This window comes from Kitasatospora sp. NBC_00374, from assembly GCF_041434935.1.
Taxonomy (GTDB): Bacteria; Actinomycetota; Actinomycetes; order Streptomycetales; family Streptomycetaceae; genus Kitasatospora.
The window spans coordinates 7,104,179-7,119,698 of record NZ_CP107964.1 but is presented as its reverse complement, the minus strand read 5'-3'; the positions used below and the strand labels follow the sequence as shown (position 1 = coordinate 7,119,698).

Genomic DNA, 15,520 nt, shown 5'->3' with positions numbered 1-15,520 from the left:
GCCAACAGAAGGAGGAACGATGGCCCGCAGCGACCTGCGCCCGATCGTCACCCTGCGCTCGACGGCCGGCACCGGCTACACCTACGTCACCCGCAAGAGCCGCCGAAACGACCCCGACCGGCTGGAGATCCGCAAGTTCGACCCGGTCGCCGGAGCACACGTGCTCTTCCGCGAACAGCGCTGACCCGACTCCCCACCCCGCACACAGCCGAAGGAGCGACGACATGAACCACGGCATCCACCCCGAGTACCGCCCGGTGGTCTTCCGCGACCGGTCCGGCGAGTTCGCCTTCCTCACCCGCTCGACGCTCTCCAGCAGCCGCACGGTGGAGTGGACCGACGGTCACAGCTACCCCGTGATCGACGTCGAGACCTCCTCGGCCAGCCACCCGGTCTACACCGGCAAGGCCCGGATCCTCGACACCGCCGGCCGGATCGAGCAGTACCGCCGCCGCTACGGACAGAGCTGACCCCTCACCGGGCTGCGCCGCAGGCCACGGGCCCGGCGCAGCCCGTGCGGCTGTTCAGCCCGTGACGACGAACCGGACGAACGCCGCCCACGCCTCGGGAGTGACCGCGAGCTGCGGGCCCTGGCGGTTCTTCGAGTCCCGGACCCGGACGGCGTTGTCGGAGAAGGCGACCTCGACGCAGTTGCCACCCTCGTCGCCGCTGTAACTGCTCTTGAACCACTCGTGATTGTCCGCCTGGACGGTCATAGTGCCCCCAGCAGCTTCTCGATCAGGTTGAGCGACTCCCACGGTGTGAGCGCCTGTCCCCGCATGCTTCCATACTTCGCCGCGAGCACACGTACCTCATCCGGACTGGTGATCAGACGGCTGATGTGCTGCACCTCGACGTAGCCGAGCTGCGCCCTTCCGCGCGGCGTCAGAAGGGTGAACGGGCCTCCCATGCCCGCGTGTTCGACCCGGTCGGTCGGCATCACCTGAAGCTCGATGTTGCGCTGCCGCCCGAGGTTCAGCAATCGCTCCAGCTGCGCCCTCCATACATCCTGGCCACCGAAGGGCTGCTGGAGAACGGACTCCTGGATGATCGAGCTGACCATGGGGGCGGGCCATCGCGACAGGATGTCCTGCCGCGCGAGCCTCGCGGTCACACGCTGCTCGACGGTCTCCTCGTCCAGCAGCGGTCTGCGCCCGGCAAAGATGGCCCTGGCGTAGCCGACCGTCTGAAACAGCCCCGGGACGGCCTGGTTGCTGTACTCGTACAGCTCGACCGCCTCCGCCTCCAGCCGGGCGTAGTCCCGGAACCACGCCGGATGCCGTACCCGGGACCGCGCCTTCGCCCGCGCCACATCCTCCGCCGTCGCCTTCAGCAGGCCGCCCGCGCCGAGCAGTTCGTCGGCCGCGTCCAGGAATTCGGGCTGTGGGGTCCGGCGCCCGCGTTCCAGGGAGGAGATCTGGTCCTCGCCGTATCCCAGACGGTCGCCCAGCTCCTTCTGGGTCAGGCCGGCCCGTTCGCGCAGCAGCCTGACCTGCCGCCCGACCGCGCGGAAGAGGTCCGCCGCGCCGTCCTCGTCCTGCTGGGGCTCGGGACGGCGTGGCTCGCCCACGACCGGCTCCCGGTCAACCGTCCGGTCGGACATCGCTCCACCCCGCACTTCGCCGATACGACCGCCGAGCCGGACATGCAACCGTCTGCGCCGGTACAGCTGCTGTGCGTACCGGTCCGACTCCTGGCAAGCGTACGACCGGCCGGGCACGCTCGGTGACGTGAACTCAGAAATCACCCCTCAGCTGGCCGGTCGGTTCGCCTCGTCCCGGCGCGGCGCGAGTCTGGCCCGGCGGGCCGCCGAGCAGTGCCTCACGGAGTGGGGCTGGCCTCGCACGACGGACGCCTTCCAGGCGGCCTCGCTGGTCGTCATCGAGCTCGCCGCCAACGCCGTCACCCACGGGCACGTCCCCGGGCGGGACTTCCTGCTCCGGCTGGCCCTGCGGGTCGACGGGGCCGGGCCGGCCACGCTCCGTGTCGAGGTGTCGGACTCCCGCGGCGAGCGGCTGCCCCGGCCCGCCACCGGGAGGGAGGGCGCCGAGTCCGGCCGGGGCCTGGTACTGGTCCGGGCGCTCACCTGCGGGTGGGGCAGTGTGCCGCGTCCGCCGTCCGGGAAGACCGTGTGGGCCGAGATCCCCGTCCCGGAGGGGCTCGCGGGGGCGACGGTCAGGAGTAGCGGGTGATCAGGCCCCGGCGGCGGAAGGAGCGGAGCATCCGGGCGAGGCCGAGCATTCCGGCGCCGAGCAGGAGGGCCGTCCCGCCGGTGGCGAGGGCCAGTTCCCGCCAGGGCATGCCGTGGCCCGCGGCGAGCGCCCGGCCGACCGCGAAGACATGGGTGGTGGACAGTGCCTCGGCGACCGGCCGCAGTGGCGCCGGGAGGGTGGACACCGGGTAGAAGACGCCGGACAGCGGCATCACCACCGACAGGGCGCCCCAGACCAGGGCCTCGGCCCCGCTGCCGTAGCGCAGGACCAGGCCGACGACCAGCAGCGCGACGGCCCACCCGCAGGCGAGCAGCAGGGCGGCCACCGGGAGCAGCCCCAGGCCGAGCGAGGTGACGTCGAACGCGTAGGCGGCGAGGGCGAGTCCGGCCACGGCGGTGGTGCTGACCGCCGTCCGCAGCAGGGCGAACAGTCCGACCCCGGCGAGGTACTCCCAGCCCCGCAGCGGGGTGGTGAGCAGACCGAGCACGTTCCGGGACCAGGTCTCCTCCAGGAAGCCGGTGGCCAGCGAGATCTGGGTCTGGTGCACCAGGTGCCACAGCACCGTCCCGCTGAGCAGGAAGACCCCGAGGTCGGTGCCGGTGGAGCCGCCCGCGTCGGCCGCGAACAGGCCGATCGAGCCATAGAGCAGGGTGTCGACGGCGGGCCAGACCAGCACGTCGAAGAGCCGGTGCGGGCTGCGGCTCAGCACCAGCCAGTGGCGGCGGGTGACGGCGCGGATCCGGTACAGGGCGGCGGGGCCGGGTGCGCGGCGGGCGGACAGGTCGAGGCTCACGCGGCGTCCCCCCGGGCCCGGTCGCGTTCGGCGGCCAGGTGCAGGAAGACGCCTTCCAGGTCCTGGCGCCCGTAGCGGCGGGCGATCTCGGCGGGGGTGCCGTCGGCCGCCACCCGGCCGGCCGCGAGGAACACCACCCGCTCGCAGAGCCGTTCGACCTCCACCATGTCGTGGCTGGTCACCAGGAGCGCCGTGCCGTGCTCGGCGGCCAGGGCGAGCAGCGCGGTGCGCACCCGCAGGGCCGTCTCGGGGTCGAGCGAGGCGGTCGGCTCGTCCAGGACGAGCAGCCGGGGCGCGTGCAGGGCCGCCTTGGCGATGCCGACCAGGGTCCGCTGGCCGCTGGAGAGTTCGGTGCCGATCGCGGCGGCGAGGCGGGTCAGGCCGAAGCGTTCCAGGGCCGCGTCGACGGCTGCGGCGGGGTGCCGCAGGCCGTACAGGTCGGCGAACAGGCGAAGGTACTCGCGGACCCGCAGCCGGTCCGGGAGCGGGAGGTACCCGGCGACGAAGCCGACCGCCTGCATGGCGGCCGGGCGGGCCGCGGGCAGGCGGTGGCCGAGGATGTCGACGCTGCCGCCGTCGGGTTCGACGGCGCCCAGGCACATCAGCAGGGTGGTGGTCTTGCCCGCGCCGTTCGGCCCGAGCAGGCCGACCCGCTCCCCCGCGTGGACGGTCAGGTCGACGCCGTCGACGGCGCGGCCGCGGCGGTACTCCTTCACCAGGCCGCGGGCGGTGAGGATCCGCCCGGTCGGGCTCATCCGCGGACCTCCAGCGACCAGACGAGCTCGGCGCGCAGCGGGCCGGTGCGGGCCAGCAGGCTGCCGTGGTCGGCCGCGAGCGGGGCGAGCTGGGAGGCGTGGCACAGCACGGCCTCGCGCTTTGCGGCCCACTGCGCGTCGGTCAGCCGCAGATGGTGGCGGACGGTGGTGCGGTGGGTGCGCAGCAGGTCCTGGTAGGCGAGGCCGCACATCGGGCTGCGGGCCAGCGCCCGGTCGGCCTCGTCGGTGCCCCACTCGGGGAGGTGGCCGGTGTACGGCAGGTCGGCGTAGAGCAGCGGCGGGGGCGCGCCGAGGGCGGCGCGTACGGCCAGCGCCCGGTCGCGGACGCGTTGGTGGTCGGGCTGGTTGGAGCCGACCGGGACGAGCACCGCGGCGTCTCTCGGCAGGGCCGCCAACAGCCGGTCGATGCCGGTGGGTTCGGCGCCGTCGCCGTAGGGGCCGTCCGGGTGGTCGAGGACCAGCTGGTGGGCGCCGAGGAGCAGGCAGGCCCGGGCGTCCTCCGCCAGTCGGGCCCGGTGGGCCTCCCGCGGGGTGGAGAAGCCGCAGGTGCTGTCCCACCAGGAGACCGGGTGGTGGGCGGCGGGTGCGCCGCCGAAGACGGTGACCACGGCGACGGGGCCGGGAAGCCCGGGGATCAGGCCGGCCAGGGAGAGCGCGGCGTCGTCGAAGTGCGGGGAGAGGATGACGGTACGCCAGGTCGGGTGGTTCATCGGTGCCGTTCTCCGGGGGACGGTCGGTGCGGGGGTTCGAGCAGGGCCGGCCCGCGTCGGTACAGGGCGGCGAGGGCCTCGTCCCACTGGGTGTCGTCGCCCTGCCAGCGGCCGGGGGCGGCGGCGACCGTGCCCCAGGCGATGCCGGGCGGGAGACGGTGGGCGTCCTCGGGCGGGGTGCGGCGCAGCCACAGCAGGTCGAAGCGGTGGCCGGGGTGTTCGGCGGCCATGGTCGCGCGCAGGCGGCGCAGGTCGTCGGCGGTCAGTTCGTCGAAGGCGTCGTGGTGGACGTAGAGCACCCGGTGAGCGGAGCCGGCCAGGGTCTGCCAGCGCTCGGCGAGAGCCGTGAACTTCGTCCTTACGGCCGGGAGTTGGCGGTCGATGTCGGCCTGGGTGAGCGGCCCGGGAGCGGCCGGGTGGAACTCGTGGAAGAACCTGATGTCACTGCCCCGGTCGAGCGCGCAACGGCCCTCGTCGAAGGGTTCGACCAGGCCGGGGCGCAGCACGTTCCGGAAGCCGGCCGCGACGGTCTCGACCACCGACTCGAAGTCGAGGTCGAGCCAGTCGAAGAAGTGGGCCCGGTCGCTGCCGGTGATCCGGCGCAGCTGGTAGGTGGATTCGCAGTGGTAGCCGAGCCCGACGCAGTGGTCGTACACCGTTCACACCCGGCCCGGGCGCAGCGGTCCGCTCCAGGTGCGGCCGGTGAGGTACTCGGCCGCGGCGGCCGCGTTGGCCAGGCCGGCGCCCCCGGCGAGCAGGGTCGGGCCGTCGACCGTGTGCGGCGGGAGGCCGAACTCCACGGTGACCAGGTCGGGGCGGCGGGCACGCAGGGCATGCAGGGCGTCCCGCTGCCACGGGTCGCGGTGGGCGTCGCGGACGGCGACCGCGAGGGGGCCCGTGGCGGGGAGCGGGATCAGCGCCGGGTCGGTGCCGGCGTCGACCTCGGTGCCGCCGGCGAGTGCGCGGAGCGCGGCCAGCGGCGCGGCGAGGCCCCAGGGCGCCTCGCCGACGGCGAGGTTGGCGGTGGCGCCGAGGCGGACGGTGTGGACCGCCCGGGGCTCGTCCGGCGGCGTCAGCCCGTGCGTCCGGAGGGCGCGGCGGGCCGCCTCCAGGCCGACGGCCGGGTCGGGCTCGGGCGCGGTGGCCCGGGGGTGGGCCCAGGCCCGCAGGTCGGCCACGGCTGCGGCGGCCTCGTTGAGCCGCTGCTCCGGCAGGCTGCCGTCGAGCAGGGCCCGGTCGACGGCGGCGTGGATCTCCGGGAGGAGCTTCTCCGCGTCCGGGGAGCCGAGCAGGACGAGGTCGCAGCCGGCGGCCAGGGCCGCCACGGCGGCGCCGCCGAAACCCCAGCGGCCCGCGATCGGGGCCATGTCCAGGGCGTCGGTGACGATGACGCCGCGGAAGCCGAGCCGTTCGCGCAGCAGGCCGGTGAGGACGGCACGGCTGAGGGTGGCGGGCAGCGCGTCGAGGCCGGGCAGCCGGATGTGGCCGGTCATCACCAGCCGGGCACCGGCGGCGATACCCGCGGCGAACGGGGGCAGGTCGAGGACGGCCAGCGCGTCGAGGTCGCGGTCGACGTCCGGCAGTGCGGTGTGCGAGTCGGTCCGGGTGTCGCCGTGGCCGGGGAAGTGCTTGAGGGTGGCGGCGACGCCGTACCGCTGCAGCCCGGTGACGAAGGCGGCGGTGTGCCGGGCGACCAGATCGGGGTCGGCGCCGAACGAACGGACTCCGATGATCGGGTTGTCCGGGCGGGAGTTGACGTCCGCGCAGGGGGCGAGGCAGAGGTTGATCCCGGCCGCGGTCAGGTCCGCGGCGATGGCGGCGGCGACCCGGCGGGTCAGCTCCGGGTCGTCGACGGCGCCCAGCGCGTGGTTGCCCGGGTACGCGCTGCCGGTGAGGTAGTCCAGGCGGGTGACGTCGCCGCCCTCCTCGTCCAACGCGATCAGCAGGTCGGGGCGCACGGCCCGCAGCCGGTCGGTGATGTCCGCGCGGAGCGGGCCGCGGGCGTCGAGCAGGTTGGTGCCGAACAGGGCGACGCCGGCGAGGCCCTCGTCCGCGGCGCGCAGGATCCAGTCGGCGGGGGTTCGGCCCGCGTAGGCGGGCAGCAGGCAGGAGTTGACGAGGGTGGCGGTGGCGCTGCGGAGCATGTCGGGGTGGTGCCTTCCTGGGGCCGGGCGGGTCAGGGTGGCGGCCGGTGCGGCGGCGTGGGTCGAGCGGCGGCCGGTGCGGCGGCGTGGGTCGAGCGGCGGCCGGTGCGGCGGCGTGGGTCGAGCGGCGGCCGGTGCGGCGGCGTGGGTCGAGCGGCGGACGGTGCGGCGGCGTGGCCGGGCGGGCGGGCGGACGGTGGTGCCGGGGCGAGGTGTCAGGGGGTTCGGCGCAGCAGGACGCCGACGCTGCCGCGCTTGCTGAGGTACGCGCGGCCGCCGCAGACCGCTTCCAGGCGCGGGCCGACCAGTTCGGTCTCCTCGGCGGCCTGCCAGTGCGGGGACGCGGTGAGCCATGGGTGCAGCCGGGTGCGCAGGGCCTCGGGTTCGAGGGCGACGAAGACCAGGTCGGTGGGGAGCCGGTCGATCAGCTGGAGGTCCTGGCCGTAGTAGAGCATCTCGATCAGCAGGTAGGCGGGTGCGGCCGGCCCGTCCGCCTTGGCCAGGGCGGCGAGTTCGGCGTCGTCGGCCTCCGCCTCGGGGATGGCGGCGAGGGCGGTGGCGAGGCGGTCGCGGAACCGCGGGTTGGGTTCGGTGGCCAGCACGCGGTGGCCGGCGAAGGCCAGTCTGCGGGTGAGCGCCCCTTCGCAGGCGCCGACCTCGACCAGGCGGCCGACGCCGGGCGGGCAGTGGCGGGAGACCCAGGCGGCGGTGGCGTCCAGCCGGTCCGCCTCGTAGCCGGAGGTGTCGAACTCCCAGGGGTCGGCCACCGAGGCGGCCTCCTCGCCCAGGCTGGCGAGGAGTGCGAAGAGGCGGTCGCGCTCCTCCTCGGTGGCCTCGAAGTACCGCTCGGCGGCGGGCACCCGCGCGGTGTACACCATGTGCTGGGGGTGGTCCGAGCCGAGCAGGTGGGCGCACCGGCCGTTGACGAACGCCAGCTTGGCGGCGACGAGTTCGCGGCTCAGCGGGCGGTCGAGGTCGCTGACGAACTGGAGGAAGGGCGAGTAGCCGACGGCGTGCCGCACCGGCGGCGGGGCGTCGAGGCGGGCGGCGGCCCGGGCGGCCTCCCGGCCGAGGGCGCCCCGGCTGCGGCGGTTGTCGGCCGGGGAGTGGGTCCAGAGCCGGGCGGGCCGGGCGGCGCGGGCGCGGGTGATCAGGTCGGCCAGGGTGTCGGGGTCGGGTGGCCCGGCGGGGCGTCCGGCGGGGCCGACCAGGGGGCCGAGGAGGGCGAGGCGCTCGGCGGGGCCGGTGCCGGCGGGCAGGGTGAGCAGGGTGCCCGACTCGGCCACGAGCACCCGGGTTTCGGCTCTGCTCGGGTCGGCGAGCACGGAGAGGAAGTCGAGGACCGCGTCCTCGGCCCGGAGCACCACCACGATGTCGATCACAGACGGGTCCCGTCGGATTGGCCGGCAGCAGGATCGGACGCGCAGATGCGCCGTTCAACGCCGCGTCCCAGCAGGCACCCTAACCCTCCGTCAGGGACATGGTCCAGACCAATCGTTGATTCCCTCGGATCGCGGTGGAGCCCACGGCGGAACCCGGTCCGACAGAAGCTCATCCACCGGAATCCCACTCTTCCTTGTCATGTCACCTTCCGTGCGCTCGAATGGTCGACGCTCGTGCCGGCACCCCGACCTTCCCCGCCCAGGAGGAACCTTGACCGTCCGTCGCCTCTTCACCGCCGGAGCCCTCGCGCTGGCCGCCGTCGCCCTGATACCCGGTCAGCAGGCCGGCGCGACCGGCCCCGGCGAGCTGCCGTTCGGTTCCGCGACCACCGTCGGACTCCACAACACCTACGACCCCGCCGCCTTCCCCTACCTGGCCCAGGGACTCGACACCGGCACCGGCATGATCGAGCTGGACGCCTGGACGGACACCATCACCAAGGAGTGGAAGGTCAGCCACTCCAACCCGCTGGGCAACGGCAACAACTGCGTCAACGCCTCCACCCCCGCCCAGCTCTACACCGGCGGCGCCAACAAGAACCTGGAGGCCTGCTTCGACGACCTGCGGGTCTGGCTCGCCGCCCACCCCGCCGCCGGGCCGCTGGTGGTCAAGCTCGAACTCAAGGGAGGATTCGCCGCCAACCGCGGCATGGGCCCCAAGGAGCTGGACGCGCTGATCGCCGCCCACCTGGGCGCCGCCGCGTTCCGCCCCGCCGACCTGCTCGCCAGGCCCGGCGGCGGCTCGTACGCCACCCTGGACGACGCCGCCCGGGCCGGCAACTGGCCGACCAGGGCCGCCCTGGCGGGCCGGGCGATGGTCGAGGTGATCCCCGGCACGGTCGAGGAGAGCAACCCCTTCGACACCCTGCACACCGACGTCGAGTACGGCCGCCACCTGCGCGACCTGTCGGCCACCGGCAGGATCGGCCAGGCCCAGGTCTTCCCCGCCGTGCACGGCGCCGCCGCGGCCGACCCGCGCAGCCGGTACGAGACGACGATCCGCCCGTGGTTCGTCCTCTTCGACGGCGACGCCGCCGCCTACGTCAACGGCATCGACACCTCCTGGTACGACAGCCGGCACTACCTGCTGGTGATGACGGACGCCCAGAACGTGGCCCCGGCGATCAGCGGCACCGACCCGACCGCCGACCAGGCGCGCGCCCGGGTCACGCAGCTGGCGGCGGCCCACGCCTCCGTCGTCTCCAGCGACTGGCGCCACCTGCCCGGGATCCAGTCCCTGGCCCTGCCGCGCGGCTAGGACCCGGGCCCGGCCGCCGCCGCGCCCACCGCGGTCCCGTCCGCCGCGCCCCCGTCCACCGCGGCCGCGACGGCCGGGGTGCCGGTGGGCGCCGGTGGCAGGTCGGCGCGGCAGGCGGCCTTCAGGACGAACGCGTCCTCGGCGCGGGTGGCCGCCTCCGGGTCGGAGAGGTCGTAGGGGTTGACCGAGAAGGCCACCTGGCGGCGGCCCCCGGCGTCGCCCAGCAGGAGCGTCGAGTAGCCCGGGATGCCGCCGTCGTGGCCCCAGAACTCTCCGCAGGGCAGCGTGAAACGCATCAGGCCGAGCCCGTAGTCGAAGCCGCCCTCCAGACCGACGGTGGTCTTCATCTCGGCCAGCTCGACCGGGCCGAGCAGCTGCCCGCCGAGCAGGGCGGCGTCGAACCGGGCCAGGTCGTCGGTGGTGGAGACGCCGGCACCGGCCGCACCCGCCATCGAGGGGTTGATCCGGGTCACGTCCACCGGGCCGCCGGGCGTCCGGTAGTACCCGTGGGCGTGCGGCCCGGTGAGCAGCGGAAGGCCGGCCGGCATCGAGGTGCCGCGCAGCCCGAGCGGCCGCACGATGCGCCGCTCCACCTCCTCGCCCCAGGGATGCCCGGTGATCTTCTCGATCAGCATCCCGGCCAGGATGTAGTTGGTGTTGGAGTAGTGCCAGCCCCCGCCCGGCGGGAAGTACGGCGGGTGCGCGGTGGCGAGGGCCACCAGCTGCTCGGGGCGGAACACCGTCCACCTGGTCCGGGCCAGCCAGTCCGGATCGTCCAGGCGGATCGCCGGGTCCTCGATGAAGTCGAAGAGGCCGCTGGTGTGGTTCAGGAGCCGGCGGACCGTGATGGCGTCGCCGCCCGGGACGAGCCCGGGCAGATGGCGCTCGATCGGGTCGTCGAGGGCGAGCCGCCCCTCGGCCCTGAGCTGGAGCACCACGGTCGCGACGAAGGGCTTGGTGGTGCTGCCGATCCGGAACCGCCCGTCGGCGCGGACCGGCGCCCCGGTGGCGAGGTCCGACACACCGGAGGTGCCGCGCCAGGTCACCCGGCCGCCGTCGCGGACCTGCGCCAGCGCGGCGGTCGCCATGCCGCCGGCCGTGAAGGCGTCCAGCGCGCGCTGGAGCCCGGCAGCGTCCTCCCGTACCCCGTCCGACCCGTCCGCCGCGCCCGCCGTACCCGCCCGGCCCGACTCGCGCGGGGCGCCGTACGCGGCGGGTGCCATCGCCAGCAGGGTGGCTCCGGCCACCACACCTGCGGCGATCCGGACGACGGTCCTGCGGTGCCTGTCGGCCATGACGGCCTCCCTCCCCGGGCCGGAGTCCGCGGCCCGGGTCCGAGCGTCGCACCCCCGGCCCCCTCCCGTCGTCCGCCGACCGGGTGGCTTCCCCTCCGTCCCGGGGTGGAGAACTCCCCTGAATCCTCCAGGGGTTGAGGTGGCGTCAGGAGGGATTGACGGGCCAGCCGTCCCGGGTGGAGACCGTCCGGTGGTAGCGGCCGTCCGGGCCGCTGGAGCGGTAGTCCTCGACCGCCTCGGCCGTCCGGACGGTGGCGTCGCCGTCGTGGCGGTGGGCCGTCGGGCGGTAGCTGTGGTCGACGTCGGAGCGGGCCACCACCAGTGGTCCGAGGCGCAGGGTCTCCTGCTGCTGCCGGCCGAGCACCATGGCCGTCCGCTGGTCGGTGTTGCCGGCCGGGTCACGGGTGTACCGGTAGTCGACGTCCAGCGGATCGCTCTCGTGCGTGGTCCGGGTGTGCGGCAGGCCGCCGCCGCGGGTGGCGGTGGACCGGGTCAGGTCGGTCCGGTTGCGCAGGGTCAACTCGTTCCCACCGGAGGCGACTTGCTGATCGGAGGAGAAGGTGAGGTCGTCCCGCACCTCGGTGGTGATCCGGCCGTGCGAGGTCTGCACCCAGCCGCGCGCGGCGTCGTGGCGGGTCGCGGTGACCGTCCAGTGGCCGCTGCCGCCACCCTGGTCGGTGAGGGCGGTCGAGACGGCGGCCTCCTCGGCGACCCGGTGGTCGGTGAGCCCGCCCTCGGTCCGGGCCCGGCCGTGGTCGGTGAAGGCGAAGAGGTTGACCTGGCCGCTCCAGAGGTCGTTGCTCTGGCTCTCGGCGGCGTTCACGGCGATGCCGACGCTGTGCGGCCGCCCGTCCAGCAGCAGCCCGACGTACGGGGTCAGGTCGAGCCGGTAGGCGGGCAGGTCGAAGGCGGCGATTGCTGGGGTCGGTCGCCACAGCAGCGGATCCCAGCCGCCGGTGTAGATCACCGGGTAGGGCCAGACCGCGCCCGCCGCCCGGCCGTCCACCGACAGCCGCAGCTCGCGGAACGGCCCCTTGCCGCAGAGCCCGAGGCCCGGGTTGGCGCGGACGAACTCCTCCGGGGCGGAGGCGTAGGCGAACTCCTCACAGGCGCCGCCGCCGCGGGTGTAGACCTCGGCCGTCAGTCGCTCCAGGTTCCGCGGGAAGGTCAGCGGAACGGTGGCGGACGGCGCGGCCCCGGTCAGGCCGAACGGCCCGGTGGTGAGCAGCCGGTCGGCGGTCTCCGGCGCGGGACGGTGGGCCGAGGCGGTGTAGAAGGTGAGCGTCGCCGTGATCCGGAAGACGCCGGTGTAGGTGGCGTCGGTGACGTTGGCCAGGTCGAAGGCGAACGGCTGCGGGCGGTCGAAGAGCGGGGCGTACCGGGTGACGTCCCGTTCGAGCGTCCACTCGATGCCGTCCGCCGAGGGCTCGGGGGTGGAGGACAGCAGCACCTCGACCCCGCCGATCCGGACGGTGAACAGCCGGTCGAACTGGCGGCCCTTCACCTGGCCGCGCAGGTCGAGCACCACGGCCGCCCAGGGCCCGCGGCAGCCCGCCGGCGGGGTGAGGGTGGTGGCGTACGGGGTGTCCGGCGGGTTGCCGTAGCCGTTGCTGAACGGCTGGTCGCGCATCAGCTCGACGCTGCAGGACGGGGTGTCCGGCCTGGTCAGCGGCTGGGCCGCGGTGAACGGGTCGTGGTAGTCGGTGCCGAAGTCCGCGTGCGCGGGGCCGGCCCAGAGCAGGGTGGCGGCCAGCGTGAGGGCGGCGGCGAACAGCCGTGCCGCGCGGCGGAACAGGGGTCGGTCGGCCATCGCGGGAGCCTCTCTGCACTGCCGGGCGCGGTCGAGGCATCCTCCCGACGATGGCATGAATAGGTCAAGTAGGCCTCGCGAACCCCTCGGCAAAATCTTGACCGCCGCTCGTCAAAAGACTTCTGGTGAACGACCGTCAGAACTACCTTCAGGCCTTGTGATAGCCAGCCGAACCCGCCTGTTCGCCACCGTCACAACCCTCCTCGCCGCCCTCGCCGCGACCCTGCTCGGCCCCGCGGCCGCGTACGCGGGCACCCCCGCCGCCGTCCGCGACGGCGCCAGCCAACCCGTCTACTCCTACGCCGACGCCGTCCGGGAGACGGTCTGGGTCGACACCGGCCTGGACGGCGACGGCAACGGCCGCACCGACCGGGTCGCCGCCGACATCGTCCGCCCGCGGGAACCGGCCGCCGCCGGCCGGCGGATCCCCGCCATCATGGACGCCAGCCCGTACTACTCCTGCTGCGGCCGCGGGAACGAGAGCCAGCTCAAGACCTACGACACCCGGGGCAGGCCCGTCGGGTTCCCGCTCTTCTACGACAACTACTTCGTCCCGCGCGGCTACGCCGTGGTGCTGGTCGACCTCTCCGGCACCAACCGCTCCGACGGCTGCGTGGACGTCGGCGGCCCCGCCGACATCACCTCCGCCAAGGCCGTCGTCGACTGGCTGAACGGCCGCGCCGGCGGCTACAGCGCCCGCACCGGCGGCAGCGCCGTCACCCCCGGCTGGGCCGACGGCTCGGTCGGCATGATCGGCAAGTCCTGGGACGGCACCATCGCCAACGGCGTCGCCGCGACCGGCGTACCGGGCCTGAAGACCGTCGTACCGATCTCCGCGATCAGCTCCTGGTACGACTACTACCGCTCGGACGGCGCCCCGCTCTACAGCGGCACCCCCGCCGACCTGGCCGGCCTGGTGGAGACCTCCGCCACCCGGGCGCGCTGCGCCGCCGTGCAGAAGCAGCTCGCCGCCGGATCGCCGTCCAACGGCAGCTGGACGGCGCTGTGGCAGCAGCGGGACTACGTCGCCTCGGCGGCCAAGGTCCGCGCCAGCGTCTTCCTGGTGCACGGGCTGCAGGACCTCAACGTCCGGGACATCCACTTCTCCCAGTGGTGGTCCGCACTCGCGCAGGCCGGCGTCGAGCGCCGGATCTGGCTCTCCCAGACCGGCCACGTCGACCCCTTCGACTTCCGGCGCGGCGCCTGGGTGGACACCCTGCACGCCTGGTTCGACCACTATCTGCTGGGGATCGACAACGGCGTCCGAAACGGCCCGGTAGCCGACGTCGAGCGGGCACCCGACCAGTGGACCCAGGACCAGGCCTGGCCCGCGCCCGGCACGGTGACCAGCACGCTCGGCCTCAGGCCGGGCACCCTCACCACGGCCGCCGGCGGCGGCACCGCGGGCTTCACCGACAACCCGGCCCGGGACGAGAACGCCTGGGCGGCCGACGCCGACCGCAGCACCCCGGACAAGACCGTCTTCACCACCGGCCCGCTCACCGCACCGCTGCGCGTCTCGGGCGGCGGATCCGTCACCCTGACCGCCACACCGTCCACCGGCAGCGCCCGGCTGAGCGCCGTCCTGGTCGACCTCGGACCGGCGACCATCCGCGACTACCAGGCCTCGGGCGAAGGCATCACCACCCTGGGCAGCCGCTCCTGCTGGGGTGACGGCACGGCGGGCGACAGCGCCTGCTTCCTGGACACGGCCGCCGACACCGCCCAGGTCGGCGCCACCGTGTTCAGCCGTGGCTGGGCCGACCTCGGGCACTACGCGGGGCTGGACAGGTCGCTGACGCTCACCCCGGGCACGGCCTACCCGATCACCTTCGACCTGGCCGGGACGGACCACGTGGTGCCCACCGGGCACCGGCTCGCCCTGATCGTCGCCGGGACGGACCACGGGCTGATCGACCCGCCGTCCACCCGGCCGACCGTCGGCCTCGACCTGGCCCGCTCCTTCCTCCGGCTGCCACTGGTGGGCGGCCCGGGCCCGCTGCCGCCGCAGGCGACACCCGGGAACGGTGCCGAGCTGCCCGCCCTGACGGCCGGCCCGGCCGGCACCGCGGCCCGGCCCTGGACGTTCCGCTAGGCCATGACGGCCGGGCCCGGCCGGGACGACCGGACGGGCCCGGCCTCACGGCACCAGCACCACCTTGCCGAGGTTGGCGCGGCTCTCCAGCAGCTCGACCGCGCGGGCGGTCTGCGCCAGCGGCAGCACCACGCACCGCGGCCGGATCCGGCCCGCCGCGAGCAGCTCCCACAGCTCGGCGCGGTACCGCTCGATCAGCTCGGGCCGCAGCCGGGCGAGCTGCGCCATCGAGAGCCCGACGGCGGTGTGCATCCCGCGCAGCAGCGCGCCCGCGTCGAGGGTGCCGCCCGCACCGCTGTTCACCACCAGCCGCCCGAACGGTACGAGCGCGCCGGCGGCCCGCCGCACCACCTCGCCGCCCACCCCGTCCACCGCCAGGTCGACCGGCCCGATCCGGTCCAGGTCGTCGTACCCGACCACCTGGTCCGCGCCCAGGCCGCGCAGGAAGCCCGCCTTGTCGGGGGATCCGGCGGCCGCCACCACCCGGCCCGCCCCCAGCGCCTTCGCCAGCTGGACGGCGAGGTGGCCCACCCCGCCCGCGGCGGCGGTGATCAGCACCGACTCCCCCGCCGCGAGACGGCCGGCCCGCAGGGCGGCGAGCGCCACCACCCCGCCCCGGACCACGGCGAGCGCGTCGGCCGCCGGCACCTGCTCGGGGACGGGCGCGACCAGGGCGGCCGGCACCGCCACCAGGTCGGCGTACAGGCCCTCGAACGCCACTCCGCCGACCCGGTCGCCGACCCGGTGCCCCTCGACGCCCGCGCCGACGGCCACCACCCGGCCGACCAGGTCACCGCCGGGTGTGTGCGGCAGCGGCGCCTCGCCGTGGCCGCGCAGCACCTTGAGCACCGGGAGGGTCACCCCGGCGGCCTCCATGCGCACGACGAGCTCGCCGGGGCCGGCCACCGGCTCGGGGGCCTCGGCGAGGCGGAGTCCGGCCGGGCCCCGGTAGGCGTGCAGGCTGATCTTGCGCATGGCGTCCCC

16 protein-coding genes are annotated in these 15,520 nt (G+C 74.9%); 5 read left to right on the top strand and 11 right to left on the bottom strand.

Annotated elements, in window-relative coordinates; all coding sequences use genetic code 11:
- Nucleotides 1–19: 19 nt before the first annotated feature.
- Nucleotides 20–184 carry a 50S ribosomal protein L33 gene (gene rpmG, locus OG871_RS31665; RefSeq protein ID WP_350638600.1) on the top strand — a complete coding sequence of 55 codons (165 nt, stop codon included), beginning with the start codon at nt 20–22 and terminating at the stop codon, nt 182–184.
- 40 nt (nt 185–224) lie between these two features.
- Nucleotides 225–470: a type B 50S ribosomal protein L31 gene (locus tag OG871_RS31660; protein WP_371501456.1), complete on the top strand. Its 246-nt coding sequence runs from the start codon at nt 225–227 to the stop codon at nt 468–470.
- Between the two features lie 54 nt (nt 471–524).
- Here the strand turns inward: OG871_RS31660 and OG871_RS31655 are convergent, their stop codons facing one another.
- Both OG871_RS31655 and OG871_RS31650 read right to left on the bottom strand, forming a co-directional pair.
- Nucleotides 525–716, bottom strand: coding sequence for a DUF397 domain-containing protein (locus OG871_RS31655; protein WP_371501454.1), 192 nt, complete (start codon nt 714–716; stop codon nt 525–527).
- On the bottom strand, nt 713–1,603 hold the full coding sequence (locus tag OG871_RS31650) for a helix-turn-helix domain-containing protein (RefSeq protein ID WP_371501453.1): 891 nt from the start codon (nt 1,601–1,603) through the stop codon (nt 713–715). The genes OG871_RS31655 and OG871_RS31650 overlap by 4 nt, the downstream gene beginning before the upstream one ends.
- Nucleotides 1,604–1,730: 127 nt before the next feature.
- On the opposite strand from OG871_RS31650, the gene OG871_RS31645 reads away from it, so the two are divergent.
- Nucleotides 1,731–2,192 (top strand): ATP-binding protein, encoded by a 462-nt coding sequence (locus tag OG871_RS31645; protein WP_371501452.1) that lies wholly within the window; start codon nt 1,731–1,733, stop codon nt 2,190–2,192.
- Here OG871_RS31645 and OG871_RS31640 read toward each other — a convergent pair.
- The 6 genes from OG871_RS31640 to OG871_RS31615 all read right to left on the bottom strand — a co-directional run bounded on the left by OG871_RS31640 (nt 2,176) and on the right by OG871_RS31615 (nt 8,018).
- Nucleotides 2,176–3,006, bottom strand: a complete 831-nt coding sequence (locus OG871_RS31640; RefSeq protein WP_371501450.1) for an ABC transporter permease — start codon at nt 3,004–3,006, stop codon at nt 2,176–2,178. The genes OG871_RS31645 and OG871_RS31640 overlap by 17 nt on opposite strands.
- Complete coding sequence (locus tag OG871_RS31635; RefSeq protein ID WP_371501448.1) at nt 3,003–3,761, bottom strand: ABC transporter ATP-binding protein; 759 nt, start codon at nt 3,759–3,761, stop codon at nt 3,003–3,005. Before OG871_RS31635 ends, OG871_RS31640 begins: the two co-directional genes overlap by 4 nt.
- A complete protein-coding gene (locus tag OG871_RS31630; protein ID WP_371501447.1) occupies nt 3,758–4,492 on the bottom strand; it encodes a PIG-L deacetylase family protein in 735 nt (244 codons plus the stop codon). The genes OG871_RS31635 and OG871_RS31630 overlap by 4 nt, the downstream gene beginning before the upstream one ends.
- Nucleotides 4,489–5,148 (bottom strand): papain-like cysteine peptidase, encoded by a 660-nt coding sequence (locus OG871_RS31625; RefSeq protein ID WP_371501446.1) that lies wholly within the window; start codon nt 5,146–5,148, stop codon nt 4,489–4,491. The genes OG871_RS31630 and OG871_RS31625 overlap by 4 nt, the downstream gene beginning before the upstream one ends.
- 3 nt (nt 5,149–5,151) lie before the next feature.
- Nucleotides 5,152–6,636: a glycoside hydrolase family 3 protein gene (locus OG871_RS31620; RefSeq protein WP_371501444.1), complete on the bottom strand. Its 1,485-nt coding sequence runs from the start codon at nt 6,634–6,636 to the stop codon at nt 5,152–5,154.
- A gap of 215 nt (nt 6,637–6,851) precedes the next feature.
- Complete coding sequence (locus tag OG871_RS31615) at nt 6,852–8,018, bottom strand: hypothetical protein (protein ID WP_371501443.1); 1,167 nt, start codon at nt 8,016–8,018, stop codon at nt 6,852–6,854.
- A gap of 271 nt (nt 8,019–8,289) precedes the next feature.
- Between OG871_RS31615 and OG871_RS31610 the strand changes: the two genes are divergently transcribed.
- On the top strand, nt 8,290–9,336 hold the full coding sequence (locus OG871_RS31610; RefSeq protein ID WP_371501442.1) for a phosphatidylinositol-specific phospholipase C domain-containing protein: 1,047 nt from the start codon (nt 8,290–8,292) through the stop codon (nt 9,334–9,336).
- On the opposite strand, the gene OG871_RS31605 is transcribed toward OG871_RS31610, so the two are convergent.
- Nucleotides 9,333–10,631, bottom strand: a complete 1,299-nt coding sequence (locus OG871_RS31605; protein ID WP_371501441.1) for a serine hydrolase domain-containing protein — start codon at nt 10,629–10,631, stop codon at nt 9,333–9,335. The genes OG871_RS31610 and OG871_RS31605 overlap by 4 nt on opposite strands.
- A 145-nt stretch (nt 10,632–10,776) precedes the next feature.
- Nucleotides 10,777–12,441 (bottom strand): peptide-N4-asparagine amidase, encoded by a 1,665-nt coding sequence (locus OG871_RS31600; protein WP_371501439.1) that lies wholly within the window; start codon nt 12,439–12,441, stop codon nt 10,777–10,779.
- 157 nt (nt 12,442–12,598) lie between these two features.
- On the opposite strand from OG871_RS31600, the gene OG871_RS31595 reads away from it, so the two are divergent.
- On the top strand, nt 12,599–14,536 hold the full coding sequence (locus OG871_RS31595; protein ID WP_371501438.1) for a Xaa-Pro dipeptidyl-peptidase: 1,938 nt from the start codon (nt 12,599–12,601) through the stop codon (nt 14,534–14,536).
- Between the two features lie 45 nt (nt 14,537–14,581).
- Here OG871_RS31595 and OG871_RS31590 read toward each other — a convergent pair whose 3' ends face one another.
- Nucleotides 14,582–15,511: a zinc-binding alcohol dehydrogenase family protein gene (locus OG871_RS31590; RefSeq protein WP_371501437.1), complete on the bottom strand. Its 930-nt coding sequence runs from the start codon at nt 15,509–15,511 to the stop codon at nt 14,582–14,584.
- Nucleotides 15,512–15,520 lie beyond the last annotated feature (9 nt).